The organism is Burkholderia sp. BCC1998, assembly GCF_905339875.1.
Taxonomy (GTDB): Bacteria; Pseudomonadota; Gammaproteobacteria; order Burkholderiales; family Burkholderiaceae; genus Burkholderia.
On record NZ_CAJPHE010000033.1, the window covers coordinates 1 to 19,228 of the forward strand.

A 19,228-nucleotide genomic window follows, 5' to 3' on the forward strand; every position below is an offset into this window, starting at 1 on the left:
ACGTCCGTAACCGGTCGTTCGTCACTGCCAAACCAATCCGGGCGCCGGCCGATTGCGGCTTCGGCCGGTGCCACGTGAAGTCAGAGGGGCCTCCGGCGGCTCTCGAAACCAAAAAATGGAGTGAGATTTATGTCTCAGCGAATTGCGTACGTAACGGGCGGGATGGGCGGCATCGGCACCAGCATCTGCCAGCGTCTGTCGAAAGACGGCTTCAAGGTGGTCGCGGGTTGCGGCCCGAACTCGCCGCGTCGGGTGAAGTGGCTCGAGGACCAGAAGGCGCTCGGCTATGATTTCATCGCGTCGGAAGGTAACGTCGGCGACTGGGACTCGACCAAGGCAGCGTTCGACAAGGTCAAGGCCGAAGTCGGCGAGATCGACGTGCTGGTCAACAACGCGGGCATCACGCGCGACGTCGTGTTCCGCAAGATGACGCATGAAGACTGGACGGCCGTGATCGACACCAACCTGACGAGCCTGTTCAACGTGACGAAGCAGGTGATCGACGGGATGGTCGAGCGCGGCTGGGGCCGGATCATCAACATTTCGTCGGTGAACGGCCAGAAGGGGCAATTCGGCCAGACGAACTACTCGACCGCGAAGGCCGGCATCCACGGTTTCACGATGTCGCTCGCGCAGGAAGTCGCCACGAAGGGCGTGACGGTCAACACCGTGTCGCCGGGCTACATCGGCACCGACATGGTGAAGGCGATCCGTCCGGACGTGCTCGAGAAGATCGTCGCGACGATTCCGGTGCGGCGTCTCGGTGCGCCGGAGGAAATCGGCTCGATCGTCGCGTGGCTCGCGTCGAACGATTCCGGCTTCTCGACCGGCGCCGACTTCTCGCTGAACGGCGGCCTGCACATGGGCTGAACGTCCGGCTGCGCAGGCCGGACCGGCCGCGCAGCCTGGCGTTTCCGAAGGCCCCCGCCTCCCGGATCCGGGAGGCGGGGATTTGTCACTTGCGCTACGCTGCACCCAAAGGCGTTACATGACTACTACAAAGAAAACGGCCGAGCGGCTCATCAAGAAGTACCCGAACCGCCGGCTCTACGATACCGAGACGAGCACGTACATCACGCTGACCGACGTCAAGCAACTCGTGCTGGAACAGGAGGACTTCAAGGTCGTCGACGCGAAATCGAACGAAGACCTGACGCGCAGCATCCTGCTGCAGATCATCCTCGAGGAAGAGAGCGGCGGCGTGCCGATGTTCTCGTCGTCGATGTTGTCGCAGATCATCCGTTTCTACGGTCATGCGATGCAGGGCATGATGGGCACGTACCTGGAAAAGAACATCCAGGCGTTCATCGACATCCAGAACAAGCTCGCGGATCAATCGAAGAACCTGTACGAAGGCAACGCGATGAATCCGGAAGTCTGGTCGCAGTTCATGAACATGCAGGCGCCGATGATGCAAGGGATGATGACGAGCTACATCGAGCAGTCGAAGAACATGTTCGTGCAGATGCAGGAGCAGATGCAGAATCAGGCGAAGTCGATGTTCAGCACGTTCCCGTTCAAGCAACCGGGCACGCCGGAGCCGGAGAAGAAGTAACGATGTCGCGGCAGGCCGGCCGCGGCGGCGCGAGCCGTCGGGCGTCGGTACCGCGACGTGCGGCGGGTGCGATGCGGCCGGTCGCGTGCCCGGGCACGACGATGATTGGCGGCTCGCTGCCGCGAGATGTCGCCGACGGTCGTCCCTGATCGTCGGCACCGAATGCCCGTGCCCCTGGGTGGGGGCGGGCGTGACCGTCGTCCGGTCGATCGAATTCCAGGCAAGCAGCGAAATACAAGCGGAGCATGTCGCGCCTGATGGCGCGCGTGCGTGCGCGGGCGCGGGCGGACGCCGTTGTGTCGGACGGCGCGACGACGCGCCGCCTCAATGCCGGCATGGCGCGCCGGCTTCGCTCAAAGCGCGCGATCGAAATCCTGTTGATCGTCCGCCGGCGGCAGGTCGAGCACGAGCTTCACCGCGCAGTAGTTCGCCTTCAGCGAAAACACGCGGCCGATCACGAGGAACGTTTGCTGCGAGTTCTCGATCTCGACGAAATCGCCAGGCTGCGGCACGTGGGCGCCCTGGTCATAGGAAAAGCTGGTGCTGGTCTGCTCGCCGATGGTTTCGGCGGCGTGCTCGGTGAATTCGATCGTGATGTGGGTGGTCATGCGAGCCCCGTTGGGTAGGTGAAGAAGCGGATGTCGCGATTTTCGCATAGCGACGGGGTGGGGCTGCGTGATTGTTGTGTGGCGGTGTGGGGCATCGCGCCCGTTGTTTCCGCACCGTCGGTCTGAAAGCGGCGGATCGGTGATTCGTTCCGACTCGATGCGCCAGCGAGCTGACAATTGGGGGCCGCTACTCACGGTGTTCCGACAGTTGGTTTGCGCCGTCGCGGTTTAGGCGTGACGACTTGAATCGGCGAGTCGGTTGCTTGAGCACAAACCGACCGGAGAAATGAAAGCGTGCGCCGCGACCACTCGGCTTGACGCGATCTGTGAGGGCCTCCACCAGCGAACTTGTGTATCTCCTCTCATGCCATCTTTAGTTTCCCTCGTTAAAGTGAATCAGGGTATTCGGCGTGATTGTAGGCGGACGACCCGCGCAGCTGGGATGGAGCTGGGGACGGCAAAGGCCTCCTCCACCAGTTTGTCTAGAATCGGTGGCGCAGTCCGGTTACCAACGCAAGTTGGCTCGTCGCGCCGGCTCCGCCCTGTCCGAGTACGTTGAGCGCCACGGCCTGCGCGTCGCCGGCCGCACGTTGATAAATGCACGACATGTGGATGTCCGTGCGTTTCGAAAGTGAATAGGTGGCGCCCAGGTCGACTTGGTGCCATTTGGGGTGGTTTCCGGAACCGATCGCCGTGGCTCGGACACCGGTGTACCCGTTGGCATTGGTGAAGATGTACGCTGCACCCAACATCAGCGCTGGCGTGACGGAATAACGACCGTTGAGCTCGTAGTTCACCACACGGATGTCTCTTCCTCCGTCATAGGCGAGACGCGTATGGGTAACCGCAAAATTGATGCGTGACTTACGCATCTGATAACCGAGCGCGGCCCCATAGACACTCTGCCGTTGAACAAACCCCAGGTTGTAGAAAAGCCCTGTCGCACTAGCGTAACCGTCCCCGACTGCGCCGTTGGGGTTGCCGTTGCTCGATGACGATGCCGACGGATTGCTCAAGTGAAGCCACGTCAACGCGGCACTCCAGTCGCCATGCTTGTACGTTGCACCCATGCCATAGGCACGATTGTTTGCAAATCCTGCACCCTGCGGGCCGGCTGCTTGATTGCTGAACGAATAGAAGGCACCCAGCTTGAGACCGGCGAGCGGTGTGAATTGATACTTGGCCATGTTGTTGTGACGAAAACTGGCGAAGGTGTTGTCCACGTCACCGATGTGCGCGCCGTAAATACTGCCGAACTGCAGCCAGGCGAGGAACGGCGCGAGATACTCAAGGTTGAAGTCGTACTGCCGGCCGAGCGTCACCGTGCCGAACGTGTCGCTCTCCAGGCCGACAAAGGCCTGCCTGCCGAACATCTTGCCGCCCTGCAATGCGGCTCCGTTGAAGCCGTTAAACCCGTTTTCGAGCGTGAAAATCGCCCGCAACCCACCCCCTAACGGTTCTTTGCCGATCAAGCCGAAGCGATTGCCGGACCCAAATCCCGCGACGGCTGACACACGGCTGGCACTCGGCGCCGTCGATTCGGACGCGACACGATTCACGTAGGCTATTCCGTGATCGATGATGCCGTAAAGGGTCACGGTGCCTTGCGCAGCGGCAACATGCTGAATCGACAGGGCGAGCAAGGCAGTCGCGACGGCGGCGGTTTTGGGGTTCATGAATAGTCTCCGTCATGTTGGGTGCAACGGGATCCATCTCACTCTCTGCATTCTCGATTTGCGGTATGTAAAGTGATTTGGATAGCGAATTAATTGTCGTGAATGTGGAAAGACGATATGTCGTGCGACGATGGCGGCGAGAAGTGAGGGCTCCTATATCGCCATCATTCGTGGGCAATGCCGATCAGATTTCCATCATGTCGCGACCGACGACGATCGGCCCTTTGTAGTGTTTGCGGATGTCGCGCGTCCACAATTCGTCAGTGATCTTCTCGTCATCGCCCGGCACCAAATGACTGAGGACTAGCATCTTGACCTGTGCTTCCGCCGCCAAGCGACCCAACTCATCCGTTGACGTATGGCTGTCGATCAAGTGCTTCTTCGCGGTGGCGGCATTGCCGATACGGGCAGCCAAGGCGTCGACGCCGGGGGGATAAAGCACTTCGTGTACCAGCACATCCGCGCCGTGCGCAAAATTTGCAAGCTTGGGGTTGTAGGCCGTGTCACCGGAGAAAACCACGACGCGGTCTCGCGTCTCGAATCGGTATGCAAAGGCATCGGCGATCGGAGGATGGGGGGTGCGCAGAGCGGTTACGCGCACGTCAGCGTTTTCCAGCACAACACCGTCCTTTGTGACGTCATGGGCAACGACCAACTTGCGAAGATCGGGCTTCTGCTCATCGTCGATGCGCGTCTCGATATCGAAGCGGTTGAGGTCCCAATAATTCCGCGTCATGCGTTCAAGTCCACTCGGACCATACGCGTCTATCCGTGCCTTCAGGCCGGTCGCCCACGCGTTGTAGAGCAGGTTGCCGTATTCGAGGTTGTGGTCGGAGTGGTGATGGGTGATGAACACGTAGCGCAGGCGCGACAACGGGATGCCGGTCTTCACGAACTGCCGGGAGACACCCATGCCGCAGTCGATAACGTAGGGGACATCGTTGATGACCAGCAAATTTGCCGGATTCGAACGCCCCAGCCCAACCCTGGGGCCGCCTTTTGTGCCGAGCAGGATCAGGCGCGTTCCGGTCGTTTTTGGGGCGGCAGCCACCGAATCTTGAGCGGCAGCCAGTGTCGGTACGACAGTAGGAAGCAATGCACTTCCGAGGCCGGCCAGGCCCATCTTCAAGACATCTCTGCGTTTATTCGTGGACATAATTGGTTATCCTAAAGAGAATTTCTACGGATTGAAGGGGTAAACGGACATATGCACTTCGTATCACAGGGACGCCAGGACGCACGCGCTCCCGTGAAGATTTTCAACGTTAGGAGACGGCGCTCGAATCAAGCCCGGAGTCAAGGTTCTCTGACGAAGTAGTCAAACGCTTGCGATCGCGACAACCGATGTTCTGCCCCGGGGCCGAACTGGCGAGTTCGTCCGAGGTGGACGCGACGGACCACCTGTTCATCAAGCACATGTCACTCCTCAGGTTGGGGGAAATCTATTCAGTCGATCGTTCGCGCAGGCGGATGAGGTTGCCGCCGAGTAACTGAGCCATCGCCTTGTGGTTGTGCAAGGCGAGTTGCAGGTTCTGTTGCGCAATGCGACTGTGTTCGCGCATCAAGCTTTCAGCGCGGGTGCCTTCCCGGCGTACCAGTGCATCAACCACGGCGCGATGCTGCGCTTGTGCCAGCAGGAGCATGTCTCGTGCGTCGTCATCGATCGACTGCACCATGATGAATGCGCTTGCAGACGCAAACGGCAGATGCATCACCTGCTCGATCTGATGACACACCACCGCGCTGCCAGATGCTTGCGCGAGCAATTTGTGAAACTGCCGGTTAATTTCAACGTATTGAGAGAACTTCTCGGAATTGAGTTTGGTGGCAAGCACCTCGTCGATTTGCGCGACACACATTTGCAAAGCATCGAGCACTGATGCTTCCACACCGCGTTCCGCGGCGAGACGTGCAGCCAGTCCTTCGAGCGTACCGCGCAGCTCGATTGAATCGCATATTTCGCTCTCTTCGAAGGAGCGAACCGCAAAGCCTCCCGAAGGGATTTGTTCGAGCAAACCTTCGTGATGCAGTCGAATCAATGCGGCTCGCACCGGTGTGCGCGAGACGTTCAAACGCTCGACGACCCAGAGTTCGGAAATCCTCGTGCGTGGTGCCAGCTCACCACTCAGTACCAACTCGCGCATCCCCAGCAACGCCTTGACCGTCTGCGATTGCGCATGGGTTTCCTTGCTGTCGTCAAATCCCGGATCGTCGTGGTTCATCGGGTGGTTCCGCATAACGGAGTGGTTGGCCAGAGCCGTATGGGCTTGCTGAATGCTTTCTGTATACAGTGATAATTATGAAGATGTAAGAAATGCATGAAAATGAGTGTAAACCTCATATTTTTGAGATGAGATCTGGGTTTTATTGTGATGTGGTGGTCATTTTGAGAGGGGTGGCATCGTAAATGTATACAGATCCGATGCTTTTTGGGGTGGCGCGCGCTGAGCGTCAGCAATCCGCGTTCGAGCTGAGCGATTTTGTTTGATGATGTCTGTTTTTCGTTCAGCGACGCTGAAAACCATATGCGATGCTTGGCAACCTACTGTTTGCAGCATCTGTTTGATTGCGTTGCCCACATCTGCCAGCCTCGCTCACGCCAACTGCATCGGCACTGGCCAGTCGTCCGGCCGGAGCAGGGCATCCGTACCACCGTCGAGCCAGATCACCGAGCCGCACATGAATCGGGACTCCGTTCCGAGCAAGAACGCGATGAGCGAGGCGACTTCTTCAGGTGTTCCCGGGCGGCCAACGGGTATCGGAAAGGCGTCGAGCTGACGTGCGATGTCGGGATCGCTACGACCTTCAGTCGTGAGCGCCGTCTCGATCAATCCCGGTGCAATCGCGTTTAATCGGATTCCGCTTCCGATCCAGTCCTTCCCTGGCGCCAAACGCCTGACAAGTCGGGCAATCGCGGCCTTTGTCGCGGGATAGGTCAATACGGGTCCGAACGTGTCGGCCATCGTGCAGGCGAGCGTTTCATCCCCGGACAGACACGCGGCGGCCAGTGCTTCGGGCCACCCGGGTTGGGCCGTAGACGAGTTGGAACTGATGGCGACGACCGACGCATTTCCCGACGCCGCGAGAGCCGGCCTCAGTCCGGACAACAGAACGGCCGTGCCGAAGTAATTGATCGCGGCGACTTCCGCGCCACGACGATGTGGGAAGCCGCCGACCCCGGCACAGGTCACCAGGCCGTCGAGGCGACCGTCCGAAAGCGCGTTGATGCGTTCGATGGCGAACCGTCGACCCGGCTCGGAACCCAGGTCGCAGACAACATCGGCCTGGTGACGGTCGACGCTGATGACTCGATGCCCTTCACTGACCAGGCGCGCTTGCGTTGCCGCTCCGATGCCGGAAGCGGTTCCCGTCACTGCAATCGTACCCATCTGCTTACTCCTTCGATGTGTATCCATCTTTACTCAGGAACGTGCGGACAGGCTGCCTCAATGACGATTTCAAATCTTCACTCAAATGGACTACTTCGGCGATATCGCACTGGAGAGTTCGCAGACGGCGGAAACAGCGCGCGCAATGCGCCGTACGAGCTGTCCTCGGTTGGCAGGCGCCGACGCAGTGTCGCCGTGCTTATAGGGAACAGTTGTGCCACGGTTTCGCAGCTGGGTGCGCCCCCTCGGTGCTGCAGTGCGTGAGCAATAGCAGGCGTCGGGAATCGCTGCCAGACCGAAATCGAATGGAAAGTAGTCGATGATGGCTTCCAGCTCGGAATACGAACGGACCACCTTATGGTTCAGCAGACGAGCAGGGAAGCTGAACGAGTTGACCGGCTGATCGAAGCACAGCGGCGCGTCGAACACGTCGATCAATTGATGCAACGGATCCGGTGGCGGATACGCGAGCGCCACTTCCTTCAAATTCAGCGGGCGGCCGACCCGGACACGGAGTCAATCAGGTTCTGGTTCGCGTGCGCGCGAATGCATTGAACGATGATCGTGCGCGATTTCACCGTCGTTTCGGTACACGCTGGCAGCCGGGCAAGTTTCGAAGCAATGAATCGGGCCATCGAGCAGCATCGTCTGCGCCCGGTAATCGGGTTTTCGTTTGGCGAGCGCCGGACGCTTATCGCAATCTGGAGGGCGAGGCTCATTTCGGCAAGGTAGTGATCGGGCATGATGGTTAGGTCGGTTAGTGGGTGGCCAACAGAATGTCGAGGATGACCGCCGAACACGGTGGTCAGGCCGAGAAGCGGGGCGAAAGTGGATGTGCGGCCGATCGGCGCCGACTTTCCATCTGCAAGGAGCCCCTAGGTTGGTGCTGTCGACGCGACGGTGATGCCGTCGGTGACGAGCTTGGGGGGACTGCGTCCGCATCGGTAACGACGGAAGGCCGAAACGGGTTAGGCCCAACTCGGCTCGATGGATCCGACCCTCCGCGCACGGCGGACGTGTTCGGCATGTGGCAATCCCGGCTACGCGCAGGGAACACCCGCGAGGCCCTTGGCGCTGGTGCCGGCGACGGAGACCACCCCCATTCGCCCCGAACTGAAAGGGACGCATCAAGCGCGACGGAGTCGGCCGCCCGCCGGCCAGCTCATTCGAGCAGGCCGCCGGCACCGCCACCAACCGCCGTTTTTGCCTCGCTGACCCATAAATAGCTGTAAACTCACGCTTTTGCCGCCACGCCCCCACACATCCAGATGTCCCAGTCCCCCAAAGTAGGCTTCGTGTCGCTCGGCTGCCCGAAAGCCCTCGTCGACTCCGAACAAATCATCACGCAGCTGCGTGCCGAAGGTTATGAAATCTCCGGCACCTACGACGGCGCCGACCTCGTTGTCGTGAACACCTGCGGCTTCATCGACGAAGCCGTGCAGGAAAGCCTCGACGCGATCGGCGAAGCGCTGACCGAGAACGGCAAGGTGATCGTCACCGGCTGCCTCGGCGCGAAGTCGAGCGCGAGCGGCTCGAACCTGATCGAGGAAGTCCACCCGAAGGTGCTCGCCGTCACCGGCCCGCACGCGGTGGGCGAAGTGATGCAGGCCGTGCATTCGCACCTGCCGAAGCCGCACGACCCGTTCACCGACCTGGTGCCGGCGGCCGGCATCAAGCTCACGCCGCGTCACTACGCATACCTGAAGATTTCCGAAGGCTGCAACCACCGTTGCACGTTCTGCATCATCCCGTCGATGCGCGGCGACCTCGTGTCGCGCCCGGTCGCCGAAGTGATGCTGGAAGCCGAGAACCTCTTCAAGTCCGGCGTGAAGGAACTGCTCGTGATCTCGCAGGACACGAGCGCATACGGCGTCGACGTGAAGTACCGCACCGGCTTCTGGAACGGCAAGCCGATCAAGACGCGCATGACCGACCTGGTCGCCGCGCTCGGCGAACTCGCCGCGCAGTACGGCGCATGGGTGCGCCTGCACTACGTGTATCCGTATCCGAGCGTCGACGAAGTCATTCCGCTGATGGCCGAAGGCCCGTTCAAGGGCCATGTGCTGCCGTATCTCGACGTGCCGTTCCAGCACGCGCATCCGGACGTGCTGAAGCGCATGAAGCGCCCGGCGAACGCCGAGAAGGTGCTCGAGCGCGTGCAGAAGTGGCGCGAGATCTGCCCGGACCTGACGATCCGCAGCACGTTCATCGCCGGCTTCCCCGGCGAGACGGAAGAACAGTTCGAAACGCTGCTCGACTTCATCCGCGAGGCGGAGCTCGATCGCGTCGGCTGCTTTGCGTATTCGCCGGTCGAAGGCGCGACCGCGAACGAACTTGACGGCGCGCTGCCGGACGAGGTGCGCGAAGAACGCCGCGCGCGCTTCATGGAAGTGGCCGAGGAAGTGTCGGCGCGGCGCATCCAGCGCAAGGTCGGCAAGACCCTCAAGGTGCTGATCGACGAAGTCGGCGAGGAAGGCGGCATCGGCCGCACGGCGGCCGATGCGCCGGAGATCGACGGCGTCGTCTACGTCGAGCCGGCGACCAAGGCGTCGAAGCGCTACAAGGTCGGCGATTTCGTGTCGGTGAAGATCACGGGCGCGGACGGCCACGACCTGTGGGGCGAGGTTTAAGCGATGACCGCCGCACTGCCGCAGATCCTCGCGCTCGGCGAGGCGATGATCGAATTCAACCAGTCGCAGCCGGGCCGGCCGGAGTTCCTGCAAGGCTTCGGCGGCGACACGTCGAACTTCTGCATCGCCGCGGCGCGCCAGGGCGCGTCGACGGGCTTCGTGTCGGCGATCGGCGACGATCCGTTCGGCCGCCTGCTGACCGACATGTGGGCGGCGGAGCACGTCGATACGACGTACGTACGGATCGACCGCACGGCGCCGACCGGCGTGTATTTCGTCACGCACGGTGCTGACGGCCACCAGTTCGACTATCTGCGCGCGGGTTCCGCGGCGAGCCGCTACGCGGTGGCCGACTTGCCGCTCGATGCGCTGGCCGCGGCGCGGGCCGTGCACCTGTCGGGCATCAGCCTCGCGATCGGCACGGCCGCGTGCGACGCCGCGTTCGCGGCGATCGACCACGCGCGCAGCAACGGCGCGCAGGTCAGCTTCGACACGAACCTGCGCCTGAAGCTGTGGCCGCTGCCACGCGCCCGCGCGGTAATGCGCGAAGCGCTGCGCCAGACGGACATCTGCCTGCCGAGCTGGGACGACGTCACGGCGCTCACCGGTGCGAACGATCGCGACGCGATCGTCGATGCGATGCTCGAGCACGGGCCGCGGGTCGTCGCGCTGAAACTCGGCAAGGAAGGCGCGTATGTCGCGACGCCGAACGAACGGCGCGTGGTGCCGGGCTTCGCGGTCGCGGCCGTCGACGCGACGGGCGCGGGCGACTGCTTCGGCGGTGCGTTCGTTGCGCGGATCGTCGCAGGCGACGATCCGTTCGCGGCCGCGCGTTATGCGAACGCGGCGGCGGCACTGTCGACGACCGGCTACGGCGCGGTCGCGCCGATTCCGCGCCGCGACGCGGTGGAACGCCTGATGCAGGGCTGACGCGGCTCCCGCACGCCGGCGACGCGACGTGTTCACTCGAACGCCCGGATGACGGGCGACGTGAACGGCTGGCGAGCGGTGTGCGTACCGCGCTCGGCGCCTGCGCATCGGCGGTCGCCACGTGCGCGTGGCGATCGATGTGCAGCGGCGACGCGCAGCATGTCGCCGCGATTTTCGAGCGAATCTGAAGCAAGGAGCAACACAAGGTGGGTCGATATTCGCAATGGCAACGGGCGCTGGTGATGGCCGGCGCGCTGGCGGCGGGCCTCACGATGCCGGGCGTGGTCGCGGCACAGGCTGCCGCGTCGGGCGCGCAGCAGGATGAAGCGGCACCCGCCCGGCCGCTGCGGCCGAATCCGGAATTCGCCCGCCTGCCGCGTTACGAAGGCACGCTCGGCGATCGGCCGATCGTCGTGCATCTCGGCCCGAAGACGGACGAGGAAGGCGTGCACGGCGAATACCAGTTCGCGGACACGGGCGAGGTAGTGCTGCTCGCCGGCGATCGCGACGGCGACACGCTCGAGATCGAGGAATCGAACGACGGCACGAACATCACGGGCGTGTGGATCGGCCGCTTCGACGCGACGGGCGAGCTGAAGGCCGACCGGATGAACTCGGACGAATCGGATCCGCAACCCGTCGTGCTGCGCCTGGCGCCGGGCAAGCGCGCGGCGCTGCAGGTACGCGACGGCCGCGTGCAGGAAATCGAGACGGTCGGGAACGTGGTCAATCTGCGCACCGACGACTGAGCGCGCGCTGGCTCGGCGCATGCGGCGCGCATTGTACCGGGCCAACCGCGCCGATTTTGGCTAACCTAGCCACCTATTCATTCCGCAACCGAACGGCCTTTCTCCGGGCCTCCTGCCATGACTGCATCCACTCCGAAGCGCGCACTCCAGACCCGCATCGTTCAACCCGACGACAACATCCCGGATGGCTTCCGTTCGTTCGTGCCGCCGGTCGAGCGTGCGTCGACGGTCGTGTTCCCCGATCTCGCGACGATGCGCGCGCTGGTCTGGCATGACGACAACCAGTGGCGCTACGGGCTGCATGCGACCCCGACGTCGCTCGCGCTCGCGCAGCGGCTCGCCGAGATCGAAGGCGGCACGCATGCGCTGCTGCAGCCGTCGGGTCTCGCGGCGATCATGAACGTCTATTTCGGGATCGTGAAGGCGGGCGACGACGTGTTGATCCCGCACAACGTCTACGGGCCGAACGCCGATCTCGGCAACTGGCTCGCGAAAGATTTCGGCATCACCGCGCGCTTCTACGATCCGCTCGTCGGCGCCGGCATCGCCGACCTGATCCAGCCGAACACGCGGCTGATCTGGATCGAGGCGCCGGGCTCGGTGACGATGGAAGTGCCCGACGTGCGTGCGATCACGGCGGTCGCGCAGGCGCGCGGCATCGTCACCGCGATCGACAACACGTATTCGGCCGGGCTCGCGTTCAAGCCGTTCGAGCATGGCGTCGACATCTCGGTGCAGGCGCTGACCAAGTATCAATCGGGCGGCAGCGACGTGCTGATGGGCGCGACGATCACCGCGAGCGCGGCGCTGCAGGCGCAACTGAAGCTCGCCCGGATGCGCTGCGGGATCGGCGTGTCGGTCGACGACTGCTCGCTCGTGCTGCGCAGCCTGCCGAGCATGCAGGTGCGCTTCGATGCGCACAGCAAGAGCGCGCTCGCGCTCGCGCAATGGCTGAAGGCGCGTCCGGAGATCGCGGCCGTGCTGCATCCGCAACTGCCGGACTGTCCGGGGCACGCATCGTTCATGCGCGACTTCACCGGCGCGGGCGGGCTGTTCTCGGTGGTGTTCGACGAGCGCTACAGTGCCGAGCAGATCGATCGTTTCGTCGAGGCGCTCGAGCTGTTCGCGATCGGCTGGAGCTGGGGCGGCGCGTGCAGCCTCGCGATGCCTTACGACGTGGCGTCGATGCGCCCGGACTGGCCGCATCGCGGCACGCTGGTACGCTTCTACGTCGGTCTCGAAGACGAAGCCGACCTGCGCGCGGATATCGAGCGCGCGATGCAATCCACGCTCGGCTGAGCACCGAACCCCGAGCGGAACAACAAAACGCCCGCGCGATGCAACATCGCGCGGGCGTTTTTCATGGGCGGCTTGCGCGGATCGGAAATCAGAACAGCCGCAGCAGCCCGTCGAGGCCGACGTGGTCGAATGCGGCGGTGGCCGCATCGCGCACGACGGGCTTCGCGTGGAACGCGACCGACAGCCCGGCTTCGGCCATCATCTTCAGGTCGTTCGAGCCGTCGCCCATCGCGATCGCGCGGCTCGGCTCGATGCCGAGCGATGCGCAGGTGTCGCGCAGCAGGCGCGCCTTGACGTCGGCGTTGACGATCTCGCCGAGCACCTTGCCGGTCAGCTTGCCGTCGACGATCTCGAGCGTGTTCGCGTGCGCGAAGTCGAGGCCGAGGCGCGCCTTCAGGCGCTCGGTGAAGAACGTGAAGCCGCCCGACACGAGCAGCGTCTTCAGGCCCGCGGCCTTCACGCCGGCGAGCATCGTCTCCGCGCCCGGCGACAGCTGCAGCCGTTCCTCGTACACGCGCTCGAGCGCCTGCGCGTCGAGCCCCGCGAGCAGCGCGACGCGGCGCGTGAGGCTTTCGTTGAAATCGCGGATCTCGCCGCGCATCGCCGCCTCGGTGATCTCGGCGACCTGCGTCTTCAGCCCGCAGAAATCGGCGATCTCGTCGATGCATTCGATCGTGATCAGCGTCGAGTCCATGTCCATCACGACGAGCCCGAAATCGCTCAGCGCGCGGCCGGCTTCGACGAAGCCGAAGTCGAGCGCATGCGTGCCGCAGTACGCGTCGATGTCGAGACGCTGCGCGGGGTTGGCGTTTTCGATGCGCAGCGCGTGATCGTCGGTCTGCACGATGCGGGTGCCGCGCGACAGCGCGAGCAGCGGTTTGTGATGCGCGTCCGACAACGGCGCGAGACTCTGGATGACGAGGTTGTGGGTCATGACGGAATGGTTGGAAGCGAACGAAACGCGTGCGCGGCCGGCATGCGGCCGCCTGCGAGCGCGGGCCCCGTTCGGCGTCGGGCCGTTGCGTCGCGAACGCGCCATTGTAGCCGGTTGGTATCCGGGCGCGACCGGATCGCCGCCGGGAGCCGGCGCGGGCGCCGTGCCGGGTGCCGCACACACGGCGATTCGGCGGACGGTGCGGGCTATTCGAGTCATTCGGGCGATTGCCGGTCGCGATCCCAGTAAGGCGGATCGCCGAAGTGTTCGGCCAGGAACGCGATGAACGCGAGCGTCTTCAGCGGCACGTGCGCGCGGCTCGGATAGACGGCCCAGATCGCGACGTCGTTCGCGAACGGGTAGTCGTCGAGCACGGTGACGAGCGCGCCGCTCGCGAGCAGCGGGCCGACGTCCCAGGTCGACTTGATCGCGATGCCGAAGCCGTCGACGAGCGCTTCGCGGATCGCCTCGCCGTTGCTCGCGACGAGCCGGCCGCCGACCCGCACGGTGAGCGGGCCTTGCGGCGTGACGAACGACCAGTCGCGCTGGTCGCCGAGGATCACGCATTCGTGCTGCGCGAGGTCGGCCGGATGGCGCGGTGTGCCGTGTTCGGCGAGATACGCGGGCGAGCAGCACAGCACGCGCCGGTTCGCGGCGAGCCTGCGTGCGACCAGCGTCGAATCCTTCAGCGCGCCGAGGCGGATCGCGACGTCGTAGCCGTCGTCGACGAGGTCGACGATCTCGTCGGACAGCCGCAGGTCGAGCGACACGGATGGGTAGCGGCGCAGGAACGCGGGAATCACGGGCGCGACGTGCTGGCGGCCGAACGACGACGACATCGACACCTTCAGCCGCCCGTACGGCTCGCTGCGGCCGTGGCCGACCGAGGCGCGCGCGGCGTCGGCGGCCGACAGCAGCGCCTCGGCGCGGGCCATGAAGACTTCGCCGTCCTGCGTCAGGCTGATGCGGCGCGTGGTGCGATGCAGCAACCGCGCGCCGAGCTGGCGCTCCAGCTGCGCGATGCGTGCGCTCGCGACCGCGGCCGATACGCCGAACTCGCGCCCGGCCGCGCTCACGTTCGCGAGCAGCGCGGCGCGCACGAACAGGCCGACATCGAGCAGGTCGAGCGGCTTGTCGGGGGCTGGAATCGGATCGGACGTCATTATTCTGAAATTCCTGAAAATGTTTCAGGAAATATAGCGGTTTTCTCGAAGGATCGGGGCGCCTACGATGGCATGCATGGGGCCGCGCCGCGGCCCGCCCGATTTCCCTGAAGGAGTTTCGTGATGAAAGCCGTTGGACTGACCCGTTACCTGCCGATCGACGACCCGCAGGCGCTCGTCGACGTGGAACTGGCGCAACCGGTGCCGGGCCCGCGCGACCTGCTCGTGAAGGTCGAGGCGATCTCCGTGAACCCGGTCGACACCAAGGTGCGCGCGCCGAAACCGCAGATCGAGGAGACGCCGCGCGTGCTCGGCTGGGATGCGGCCGGCACGGTCGTCGCGGTCGGTGCCGAGGTCACGCTGTTCCGGCCGGGCGACGAGGTGTTCTACGCGGGCAGCATCACGCGGCCCGGCGCGAACAGCGAATTCCACGCGGTCGACGAGCGGATCGCCGCGCTCAAGCCGCGCTCGCTCGATTTCGCGGCATCGGCCGCGTTGCCGCTCACCGCGCTGACCGCCTGGGAGGCGCTGTTCGACCGGCTGCGCGTGTCGCCGCAGGGCGCCGACGCGGGCAAGTCGGTGCTGATCATCGGCGGCGCGGGCGGGGTGGGTTCGATCGCGATCCAGATCGCGAAGACGCTCGCCGGGCTGCGCGTGATCGCGACCGCGTCGCGGCCGGCGTCGGCCGAATGGGTGCGCTCGCTCGGCGCGGACGACGTGGTCGATCATTTCGGCGACCTGCCCGCGCAACTGCGTGAAATCGGCCACGCGAGCGTCGACTACGTGCTGATCTTCAACGACACGGACCGTCATTTCCCTGCCGCGGCGGAAGTAATCCGCCCGCAGGGCGGCATTTGCACGATCGTCGAGAACGAGAAGCCGATTCCGGTCGAGCAACTGAAGGCGAAGAGCGCCGCGTTTCACTGGGAATTCATGTTCACGCGTGCGATGTTCGAGACGCCGGACATGATCGAGCAGCACAAGATCCTGAGCGAGGTGGCGCGGCTCGTCGACGGCGGCACGCTGCGCACGACGCTCGGCGAACAGCTCGGCACGATCAACGCCGCCAACGTGCGGCGCGCGCATCAGCTGCTCGAAGCCGGGCGCGCGATCGGCAAGCTGGTGCTGAGCGGCTTCTGAGTGCCGCAGACGCGTCGCTTCGCGCCAGGCGCCGATGGGCATCCCCGAAGTGGACTTCCTTCGGGGCGGAAAACCTGGGTCTGCCCGGCGTGTTCCCGAGCGCCGGCGTCGCGCGTACGGGATGCCGCGTCGCGAACGCAAGCGGGGTAACACCCGATGCGTTTGCGGCGCATTGCATGCCGCTTGGCGGTAGACTGGCAACGCATCATGCATCGAAAACCGCGCGGCACGCGCGTGCCGCCGCATTACAAGGAGGTCAGCATGAGCCAACGCAGCTTGTCAGTCGCCGCATCGTGGTCCGTCGTGTTCGCCGCGGCGTGCGTCAGCGCGAGCGTATTCGCGGCGCCGCCGGTCAAGGGCAGCCTGAAGGGCGGCGGGACAGGGCAGCTCGAATACACCGTCAAGGTCGATTCGAAGACCTTCGGCAATACGCAGGAGACCCGCAAGATCCGCTCGGGCGAAACGGACGACTTCAACTGGAAGTCGGTGCCGCCGGGCGGCGCGGTCGCGATGCCGGACGGTTGCCCGAACGCCGACAACCTGCCGCGCGACGCGAACGGCGCGATGGTGCGCCAGACCCAGGTGCGGCTCGCGCCGTCGGTCGACGCGAAGGGGATCGCGAACGTGCAGATGAGCTTCCAGGCCGCCGCGCCGAAAGGCACGCGCAACGTGAGCGCGGGCGGCAAGTCGCTGCAGTGCCCGGATGTCGTGTCGGTGAGCCAGGTCAAGTGGGTGTCGATTTCGACCAATGGCGGCTCGAAGTCCGTCTCGATGAGCGACGGCACGAAAGTGACGGTGTCGATCAAGCGCTGAGCGGTGCGCGCGGGCCGGCAAGGCGTCCGGTGCGTGCGCAACCAACCGCGATGCGTATCCGGTGATCCGGGCAGTGCCGCGCGTGACGGTTTCGTGGCGCGCGGCTTCGCGTATTTCCGTTGTTTGAGGTTTGATGTGCGTCGTGTCCGGCGCGCACCGACAGCGCGGCCATTCGCCCCGCGGCGCGCGTGACGTGATGCGGATGTCGCGCTATCCTCGTGGGCTTCTCCCTCTTCCCCGAACGACATCCCGATGAAACATTGCATGCGCGCGCTGCTGTCGGCCGCTGCGTTCGTCGCCACCCATGCGCAGGCGGCCGACGATTGCAGCTTCGCGAAGAAAGTCGAGCTGCCGTCGCGACAGCAGGTCGCCGTCGTGTCGAGCGGCGCACTCGAACCGTGCTCGACCGGCAGCTATGCGGTGCGCGTGTATTCGACCGCGCATGCCGCGCCCGGCTTCGATACGGACGACTACGTAACCGGCGTGCTGCATGCGCGTGACGGCACCGTCGCCGACGCCTTCACGGCCGACCTCGGTGCGCGTGCGCCGCAGGCGCTCGTCGTCACGACGCGCTCGGCCGGCAGCGGCGGTTATGTCGGCGCGCAGGCCTATGTGACGACACCGCGCGCGGTGCGGCTCGTCGCGTCGGTCGACGGGCTGGCGCCCGATGCCGACGTCAAGGCCGCGTTGCGCCAGGCCCTCGGCAAACGCCGCAGCGCCCGCTGACCGCACGCCGCGCCAATGCCGCGCGGGTCGCGGCGCCGCGCGTCAATGCGCGCGTTCCTCGAGCCGCGATGCGAGAAAGCGGTGATCGGCGGAGAACAGCCGGCGATACGTCATCAGCACCGCGCCGACCGTGCCGAGCGCGGACGCCGCGGCGATCAGGAACATGATCACGATCTGGTAGCGCACGGCCTGCAGCGGCGACTGGCCGGCCAGCACCTGGCCGGTCATCATCCCCGGCAGGCTCACGACACCGACGACGGCCATCTGGTTGAGCGTCGGCAGCATGCCCGCACGCACGGCCTGGCGCGCGGCATCCTGCGCGGCTTCCCAGCGCGTCGCGCCGAGCGCGAGCGCGGTCTCGACGCGGTCGCGCCGTGCCGTCAGTTCCTCCATCATCCGTTCGACGCCGAGGGACACGCCCGTGAGCGTATTGCCGAGGATCATCCCGAGGATCGGGATCGCATACTGCGGCGTGTACCACGGATGAATGCGGATCACGGCGAACAGCCCGATCGCCGCGACGAACCAACTGCTGAACCAGATGGACGCGATGCTGTCGACGCGCTGTCCGCGATACGTGCGCTTGCCGCGGCCGGCGCCCGCAAAGCCCGCGATCAGCGTCATCAACGCGGTCAGCGGCAGCACGACGGTCCAGTGCGGATGGCCGAACACCCAGCCGAGCACGTAGCCGATCGCGAGCAGCTGCACGACGGTGCGCGCGGCGGCGAGCGCGAGCTTGCGCCCGAGGCCGAGCGACAGCGCCGCGGAGATCGCGCCGTTGACCGCGACGAGCGCGGCGGCGATGCCGACGTCGACGAGACTCAGATCCTGCAGTGCCGGGCTCATCGTGCCGCCTCCGTCGCGCTCGCGGCGTGCAGCACGCCGGCCTGCATCACGAGCCGCATCGTGCTGATCCGTGCGGCCTGCGCCGGATCGTGCGAGATCCACATATAGGCGCGCGCATCGGCCGCCGCGTCGAACCAGGCGCCGACGAGCGCTTCGATCGCGCGCGTGGAGTCGGGGTCGAGCGCGGACGTCGGCTCGTCGAGCAGCAGCACGTCGGGGTCGAGTTGCAGCACGCGCAGCAGCGCGGCGATCTGCGCTTCGCCGCCCGACAGTTCGCTCGCGCGCTTGTCGAGAAAATCGGCGCCGCGACCGGCGCGGGCCGCGAGCGCCTCGGCGCGCGCACGGTCGAACGTCGCGTCGCGATAGATCGCGAGCGAGTACGGATAGCGCAATTGCGCTTCGACGGTGCCGTCCATCTGTGCGGGTCGCTGGCGCACGTAGGCGACGCTGCGCCGGTAGCGCGGAATCGCGCCGCGCCTGATCCGCTTGCCGCGCCACAGGATCTGACCGCCGTCGAGCGGATCGAGCAGCGCGAGCGCGCGCAGCAGCACGCTCTTGCCGGAACCCGATGGTCCGGTGATAGCAATTCGCGATCCCGCGGCGAGGCTGAAGTCGGTCGGCGCCAGCAAAGTCTTGCCGCTGCTGGCGTCGCGGCGCGTGATGTGCTGCGCATCGATGAGACCGGTCGGGGCTGTCATGTCGAAAATGAAAAAAAGCGTTAATGGCGCCGAGGCGTCGTCGGAGCGTGCGTCATAATACAGATTGAAAAG

Annotated in this window: 20 protein-coding genes; 9 read left to right on the forward strand and 11 right to left on the reverse strand. The window is 64.8% G+C overall.

The genetic code is table 11. The features are described 5' to 3' along the window. The first annotated feature begins 129 nt into the window (after positions 1-129). Positions 130-870: a 3-ketoacyl-ACP reductase gene (locus U5A56_RS34225; RefSeq protein ID WP_044848894.1), complete on the forward strand. Its 741-nt coding sequence runs from the start codon at positions 130-132 to the stop codon at positions 868-870. Positions 871-988: 118 nt separating this feature from the next. Further along, complete coding sequence (gene phaR / locus U5A56_RS34230; RefSeq protein ID WP_006478701.1) at positions 989-1,555, forward strand: polyhydroxyalkanoate synthesis repressor PhaR; 567 nt, start codon at positions 989-991, stop codon at positions 1,553-1,555. Positions 1,556-1,908: 353 nt separating this feature from the next. On the opposite strand, the gene U5A56_RS34235 is transcribed toward phaR, so the two are convergent. The 7 genes from U5A56_RS34235 to U5A56_RS34265 form a co-directional block, all read right to left on the reverse strand. After that, entirely contained in the window at positions 1,909-2,163 is a 255-nt protein-coding gene (locus U5A56_RS34235) for a hypothetical protein (RefSeq protein WP_044848895.1), read from the reverse strand. Positions 2,164-2,645: 482 nt separating this feature from the next. Further along, positions 2,646-3,839, reverse strand: coding sequence for a porin (locus U5A56_RS34240; protein ID WP_321926958.1), 1,194 nt, complete (start codon positions 3,837-3,839; stop codon positions 2,646-2,648). 184 nt (positions 3,840-4,023) lie between these two features. Then, a complete protein-coding gene (locus U5A56_RS34245) occupies positions 4,024-4,995 on the reverse strand; it encodes an MBL fold metallo-hydrolase (RefSeq protein ID WP_321926960.1) in 972 nt (323 codons plus the stop codon). Between the two features lie 286 nt (positions 4,996-5,281). Next, positions 5,282-6,061 (reverse strand): GntR family transcriptional regulator, encoded by a 780-nt coding sequence (locus U5A56_RS34250; protein WP_321926962.1) that lies wholly within the window; start codon positions 6,059-6,061, stop codon positions 5,282-5,284. A gap of 372 nt (positions 6,062-6,433) precedes the next feature. Further along, complete coding sequence (locus U5A56_RS34255; RefSeq protein WP_321926964.1) at positions 6,434-7,228, reverse strand: SDR family oxidoreductase; 795 nt, start codon at positions 7,226-7,228, stop codon at positions 6,434-6,436. 90 nt (positions 7,229-7,318) lie between these two features. After that, positions 7,319-7,705, reverse strand: a complete 387-nt coding sequence (locus U5A56_RS34260; protein ID WP_321927018.1) for a hypothetical protein — start codon at positions 7,703-7,705, stop codon at positions 7,319-7,321. Between the two features lie 11 nt (positions 7,706-7,716). Then, the gene (locus U5A56_RS34265) at positions 7,717-7,971 is read right to left on the reverse strand and encodes a hypothetical protein (RefSeq protein WP_321926966.1); all 255 of its coding nucleotides are present in this window, start codon (positions 7,969-7,971) and stop codon (positions 7,717-7,719) included. Positions 7,972-8,496: 525 nt separating this feature from the next. Between U5A56_RS34265 and rimO the strand changes: the two genes are divergently transcribed. The 4 genes from rimO (at position 8,497) to U5A56_RS34285 (ending at position 12,836) form a co-directional block, all read left to right on the forward strand. Then, the gene (rimO, locus tag U5A56_RS34270) at positions 8,497-9,858 is read left to right on the forward strand and encodes a 30S ribosomal protein S12 methylthiotransferase RimO (protein ID WP_044848901.1); all 1,362 of its coding nucleotides are present in this window, start codon (positions 8,497-8,499) and stop codon (positions 9,856-9,858) included. A gap of 3 nt (positions 9,859-9,861) precedes the next feature. Further along, on the forward strand, positions 9,862-10,788 hold the full coding sequence (locus U5A56_RS34275; RefSeq protein ID WP_321926968.1) for a sugar kinase: 927 nt from the start codon (positions 9,862-9,864) through the stop codon (positions 10,786-10,788). A gap of 206 nt (positions 10,789-10,994) precedes the next feature. Next, the gene (locus U5A56_RS34280; protein ID WP_321926970.1) at positions 10,995-11,537 is read left to right on the forward strand and encodes a hypothetical protein; all 543 of its coding nucleotides are present in this window, start codon (positions 10,995-10,997) and stop codon (positions 11,535-11,537) included. Between the two features lie 117 nt (positions 11,538-11,654). Then, positions 11,655-12,836 (forward strand): cystathionine beta-lyase, encoded by a 1,182-nt coding sequence (locus tag U5A56_RS34285; RefSeq protein WP_321926972.1) that lies wholly within the window; start codon positions 11,655-11,657, stop codon positions 12,834-12,836. 88 nt (positions 12,837-12,924) lie between these two features. On the opposite strand, the gene serB is transcribed toward U5A56_RS34285, so the two are convergent. Beyond that, positions 12,925-13,770 (reverse strand): phosphoserine phosphatase SerB, encoded by an 846-nt coding sequence (serB, locus tag U5A56_RS34290; protein ID WP_321926974.1) that lies wholly within the window; start codon positions 13,768-13,770, stop codon positions 12,925-12,927. A gap of 215 nt (positions 13,771-13,985) precedes the next feature. Further along, positions 13,986-14,933 (reverse strand): LysR family transcriptional regulator, encoded by a 948-nt coding sequence (locus U5A56_RS34295; protein WP_321926976.1) that lies wholly within the window; start codon positions 14,931-14,933, stop codon positions 13,986-13,988. 123 nt (positions 14,934-15,056) lie between these two features. On the opposite strand from U5A56_RS34295, the gene U5A56_RS34300 reads away from it, so the two are divergent. The 3 genes from U5A56_RS34300 to U5A56_RS34310 all read left to right on the forward strand — a co-directional run bounded on the left by U5A56_RS34300 (position 15,057) and on the right by U5A56_RS34310 (position 17,612). Then, positions 15,057-16,073 carry a zinc-binding alcohol dehydrogenase family protein gene (locus U5A56_RS34300; RefSeq protein WP_321926978.1) on the forward strand — a complete coding sequence of 339 codons (1,017 nt, stop codon included), beginning with the start codon at positions 15,057-15,059 and terminating at the stop codon, positions 16,071-16,073. Between the two features lie 261 nt (positions 16,074-16,334). Then, entirely contained in the window at positions 16,335-16,886 is a 552-nt protein-coding gene (locus U5A56_RS34305) for a DUF6013 family protein (protein ID WP_321926979.1), read from the forward strand. A gap of 252 nt (positions 16,887-17,138) precedes the next feature. Then, entirely contained in the window at positions 17,139-17,612 is a 474-nt protein-coding gene (locus U5A56_RS34310; RefSeq protein ID WP_124485416.1) for a PliI family lysozyme inhibitor of I-type lysozyme, read from the forward strand. A gap of 42 nt (positions 17,613-17,654) precedes the next feature. Here U5A56_RS34310 and U5A56_RS34315 read toward each other — a convergent pair whose 3' ends face one another. After that, positions 17,655-18,458 (reverse strand): ABC transporter permease, encoded by an 804-nt coding sequence (locus U5A56_RS34315; protein ID WP_321926982.1) that lies wholly within the window; start codon positions 18,456-18,458, stop codon positions 17,655-17,657. After that, on the reverse strand, positions 18,455-19,156 hold the full coding sequence (locus U5A56_RS34320) for an ATP-binding cassette domain-containing protein (RefSeq protein ID WP_321926983.1): 702 nt from the start codon (positions 19,154-19,156) through the stop codon (positions 18,455-18,457). Before U5A56_RS34320 ends, U5A56_RS34315 begins: the two co-directional genes overlap by 4 nt. Between the last annotated feature and the right edge of the window lie 72 nt (positions 19,157-19,228).

What these genes read in the sequence shown, in the direction of transcription:
- U5A56_RS34225 (WP_044848894.1), top strand. Translation starts at nt 130, where the DNA reads ATGTCTCAGCGAATTGCGTACGTAACGGGCGGGATGGGCGGCATCGGC.
- phaR (WP_006478701.1), top strand. Translation starts at nt 989, where the DNA reads ATGACTACTACAAAGAAAACGGCCGAGCGGCTCATCAAGAAGTACCCG.
- U5A56_RS34235 (WP_044848895.1), bottom strand. Translation starts at nt 2,163, where the DNA reads ATGACCACCCACATCACGATCGAATTCACCGAGCACGCCGCCGAAACC.
- U5A56_RS34240 (WP_321926958.1), bottom strand. Translation starts at nt 3,839, where the DNA reads ATGAACCCCAAAACCGCCGCCGTCGCGACTGCCTTGCTCGCCCTGTCG.
- U5A56_RS34245 (WP_321926960.1), bottom strand. Translation starts at nt 4,995, where the DNA reads ATGTCCACGAATAAACGCAGAGATGTCTTGAAGATGGGCCTGGCCGGC.
- U5A56_RS34250 (WP_321926962.1), bottom strand. Translation starts at nt 6,061, where the DNA reads ATGAACCACGACGATCCGGGATTTGACGACAGCAAGGAAACCCATGCG.
- U5A56_RS34255 (WP_321926964.1), bottom strand. Translation starts at nt 7,228, where the DNA reads ATGGGTACGATTGCAGTGACGGGAACCGCTTCCGGCATCGGAGCGGCA.
- U5A56_RS34265 (WP_321926966.1), bottom strand. Translation starts at nt 7,971, where the DNA reads ATGCCCGATCACTACCTTGCCGAAATGAGCCTCGCCCTCCAGATTGCG.
- rimO (WP_044848901.1), top strand. Translation starts at nt 8,497, where the DNA reads ATGTCCCAGTCCCCCAAAGTAGGCTTCGTGTCGCTCGGCTGCCCGAAA.
- U5A56_RS34275 (WP_321926968.1), top strand. Translation starts at nt 9,862, where the DNA reads ATGACCGCCGCACTGCCGCAGATCCTCGCGCTCGGCGAGGCGATGATC.
- U5A56_RS34285 (WP_321926972.1), top strand. Translation starts at nt 11,655, where the DNA reads ATGACTGCATCCACTCCGAAGCGCGCACTCCAGACCCGCATCGTTCAA.
- serB (WP_321926974.1), bottom strand. Translation starts at nt 13,770, where the DNA reads ATGACCCACAACCTCGTCATCCAGAGTCTCGCGCCGTTGTCGGACGCG.
- U5A56_RS34295 (WP_321926976.1), bottom strand. Translation starts at nt 14,933, where the DNA reads ATGACGTCCGATCCGATTCCAGCCCCCGACAAGCCGCTCGACCTGCTC.
- U5A56_RS34300 (WP_321926978.1), top strand. Translation starts at nt 15,057, where the DNA reads ATGAAAGCCGTTGGACTGACCCGTTACCTGCCGATCGACGACCCGCAG.
- U5A56_RS34305 (WP_321926979.1), top strand. Translation starts at nt 16,335, where the DNA reads ATGAGCCAACGCAGCTTGTCAGTCGCCGCATCGTGGTCCGTCGTGTTC.
- U5A56_RS34310 (WP_124485416.1), top strand. Translation starts at nt 17,139, where the DNA reads ATGAAACATTGCATGCGCGCGCTGCTGTCGGCCGCTGCGTTCGTCGCC.
- U5A56_RS34315 (WP_321926982.1), bottom strand. Translation starts at nt 18,458, where the DNA reads ATGAGCCCGGCACTGCAGGATCTGAGTCTCGTCGACGTCGGCATCGCC.
- U5A56_RS34320 (WP_321926983.1), bottom strand. Translation starts at nt 19,156, where the DNA reads ATGACAGCCCCGACCGGTCTCATCGATGCGCAGCACATCACGCGCCGC.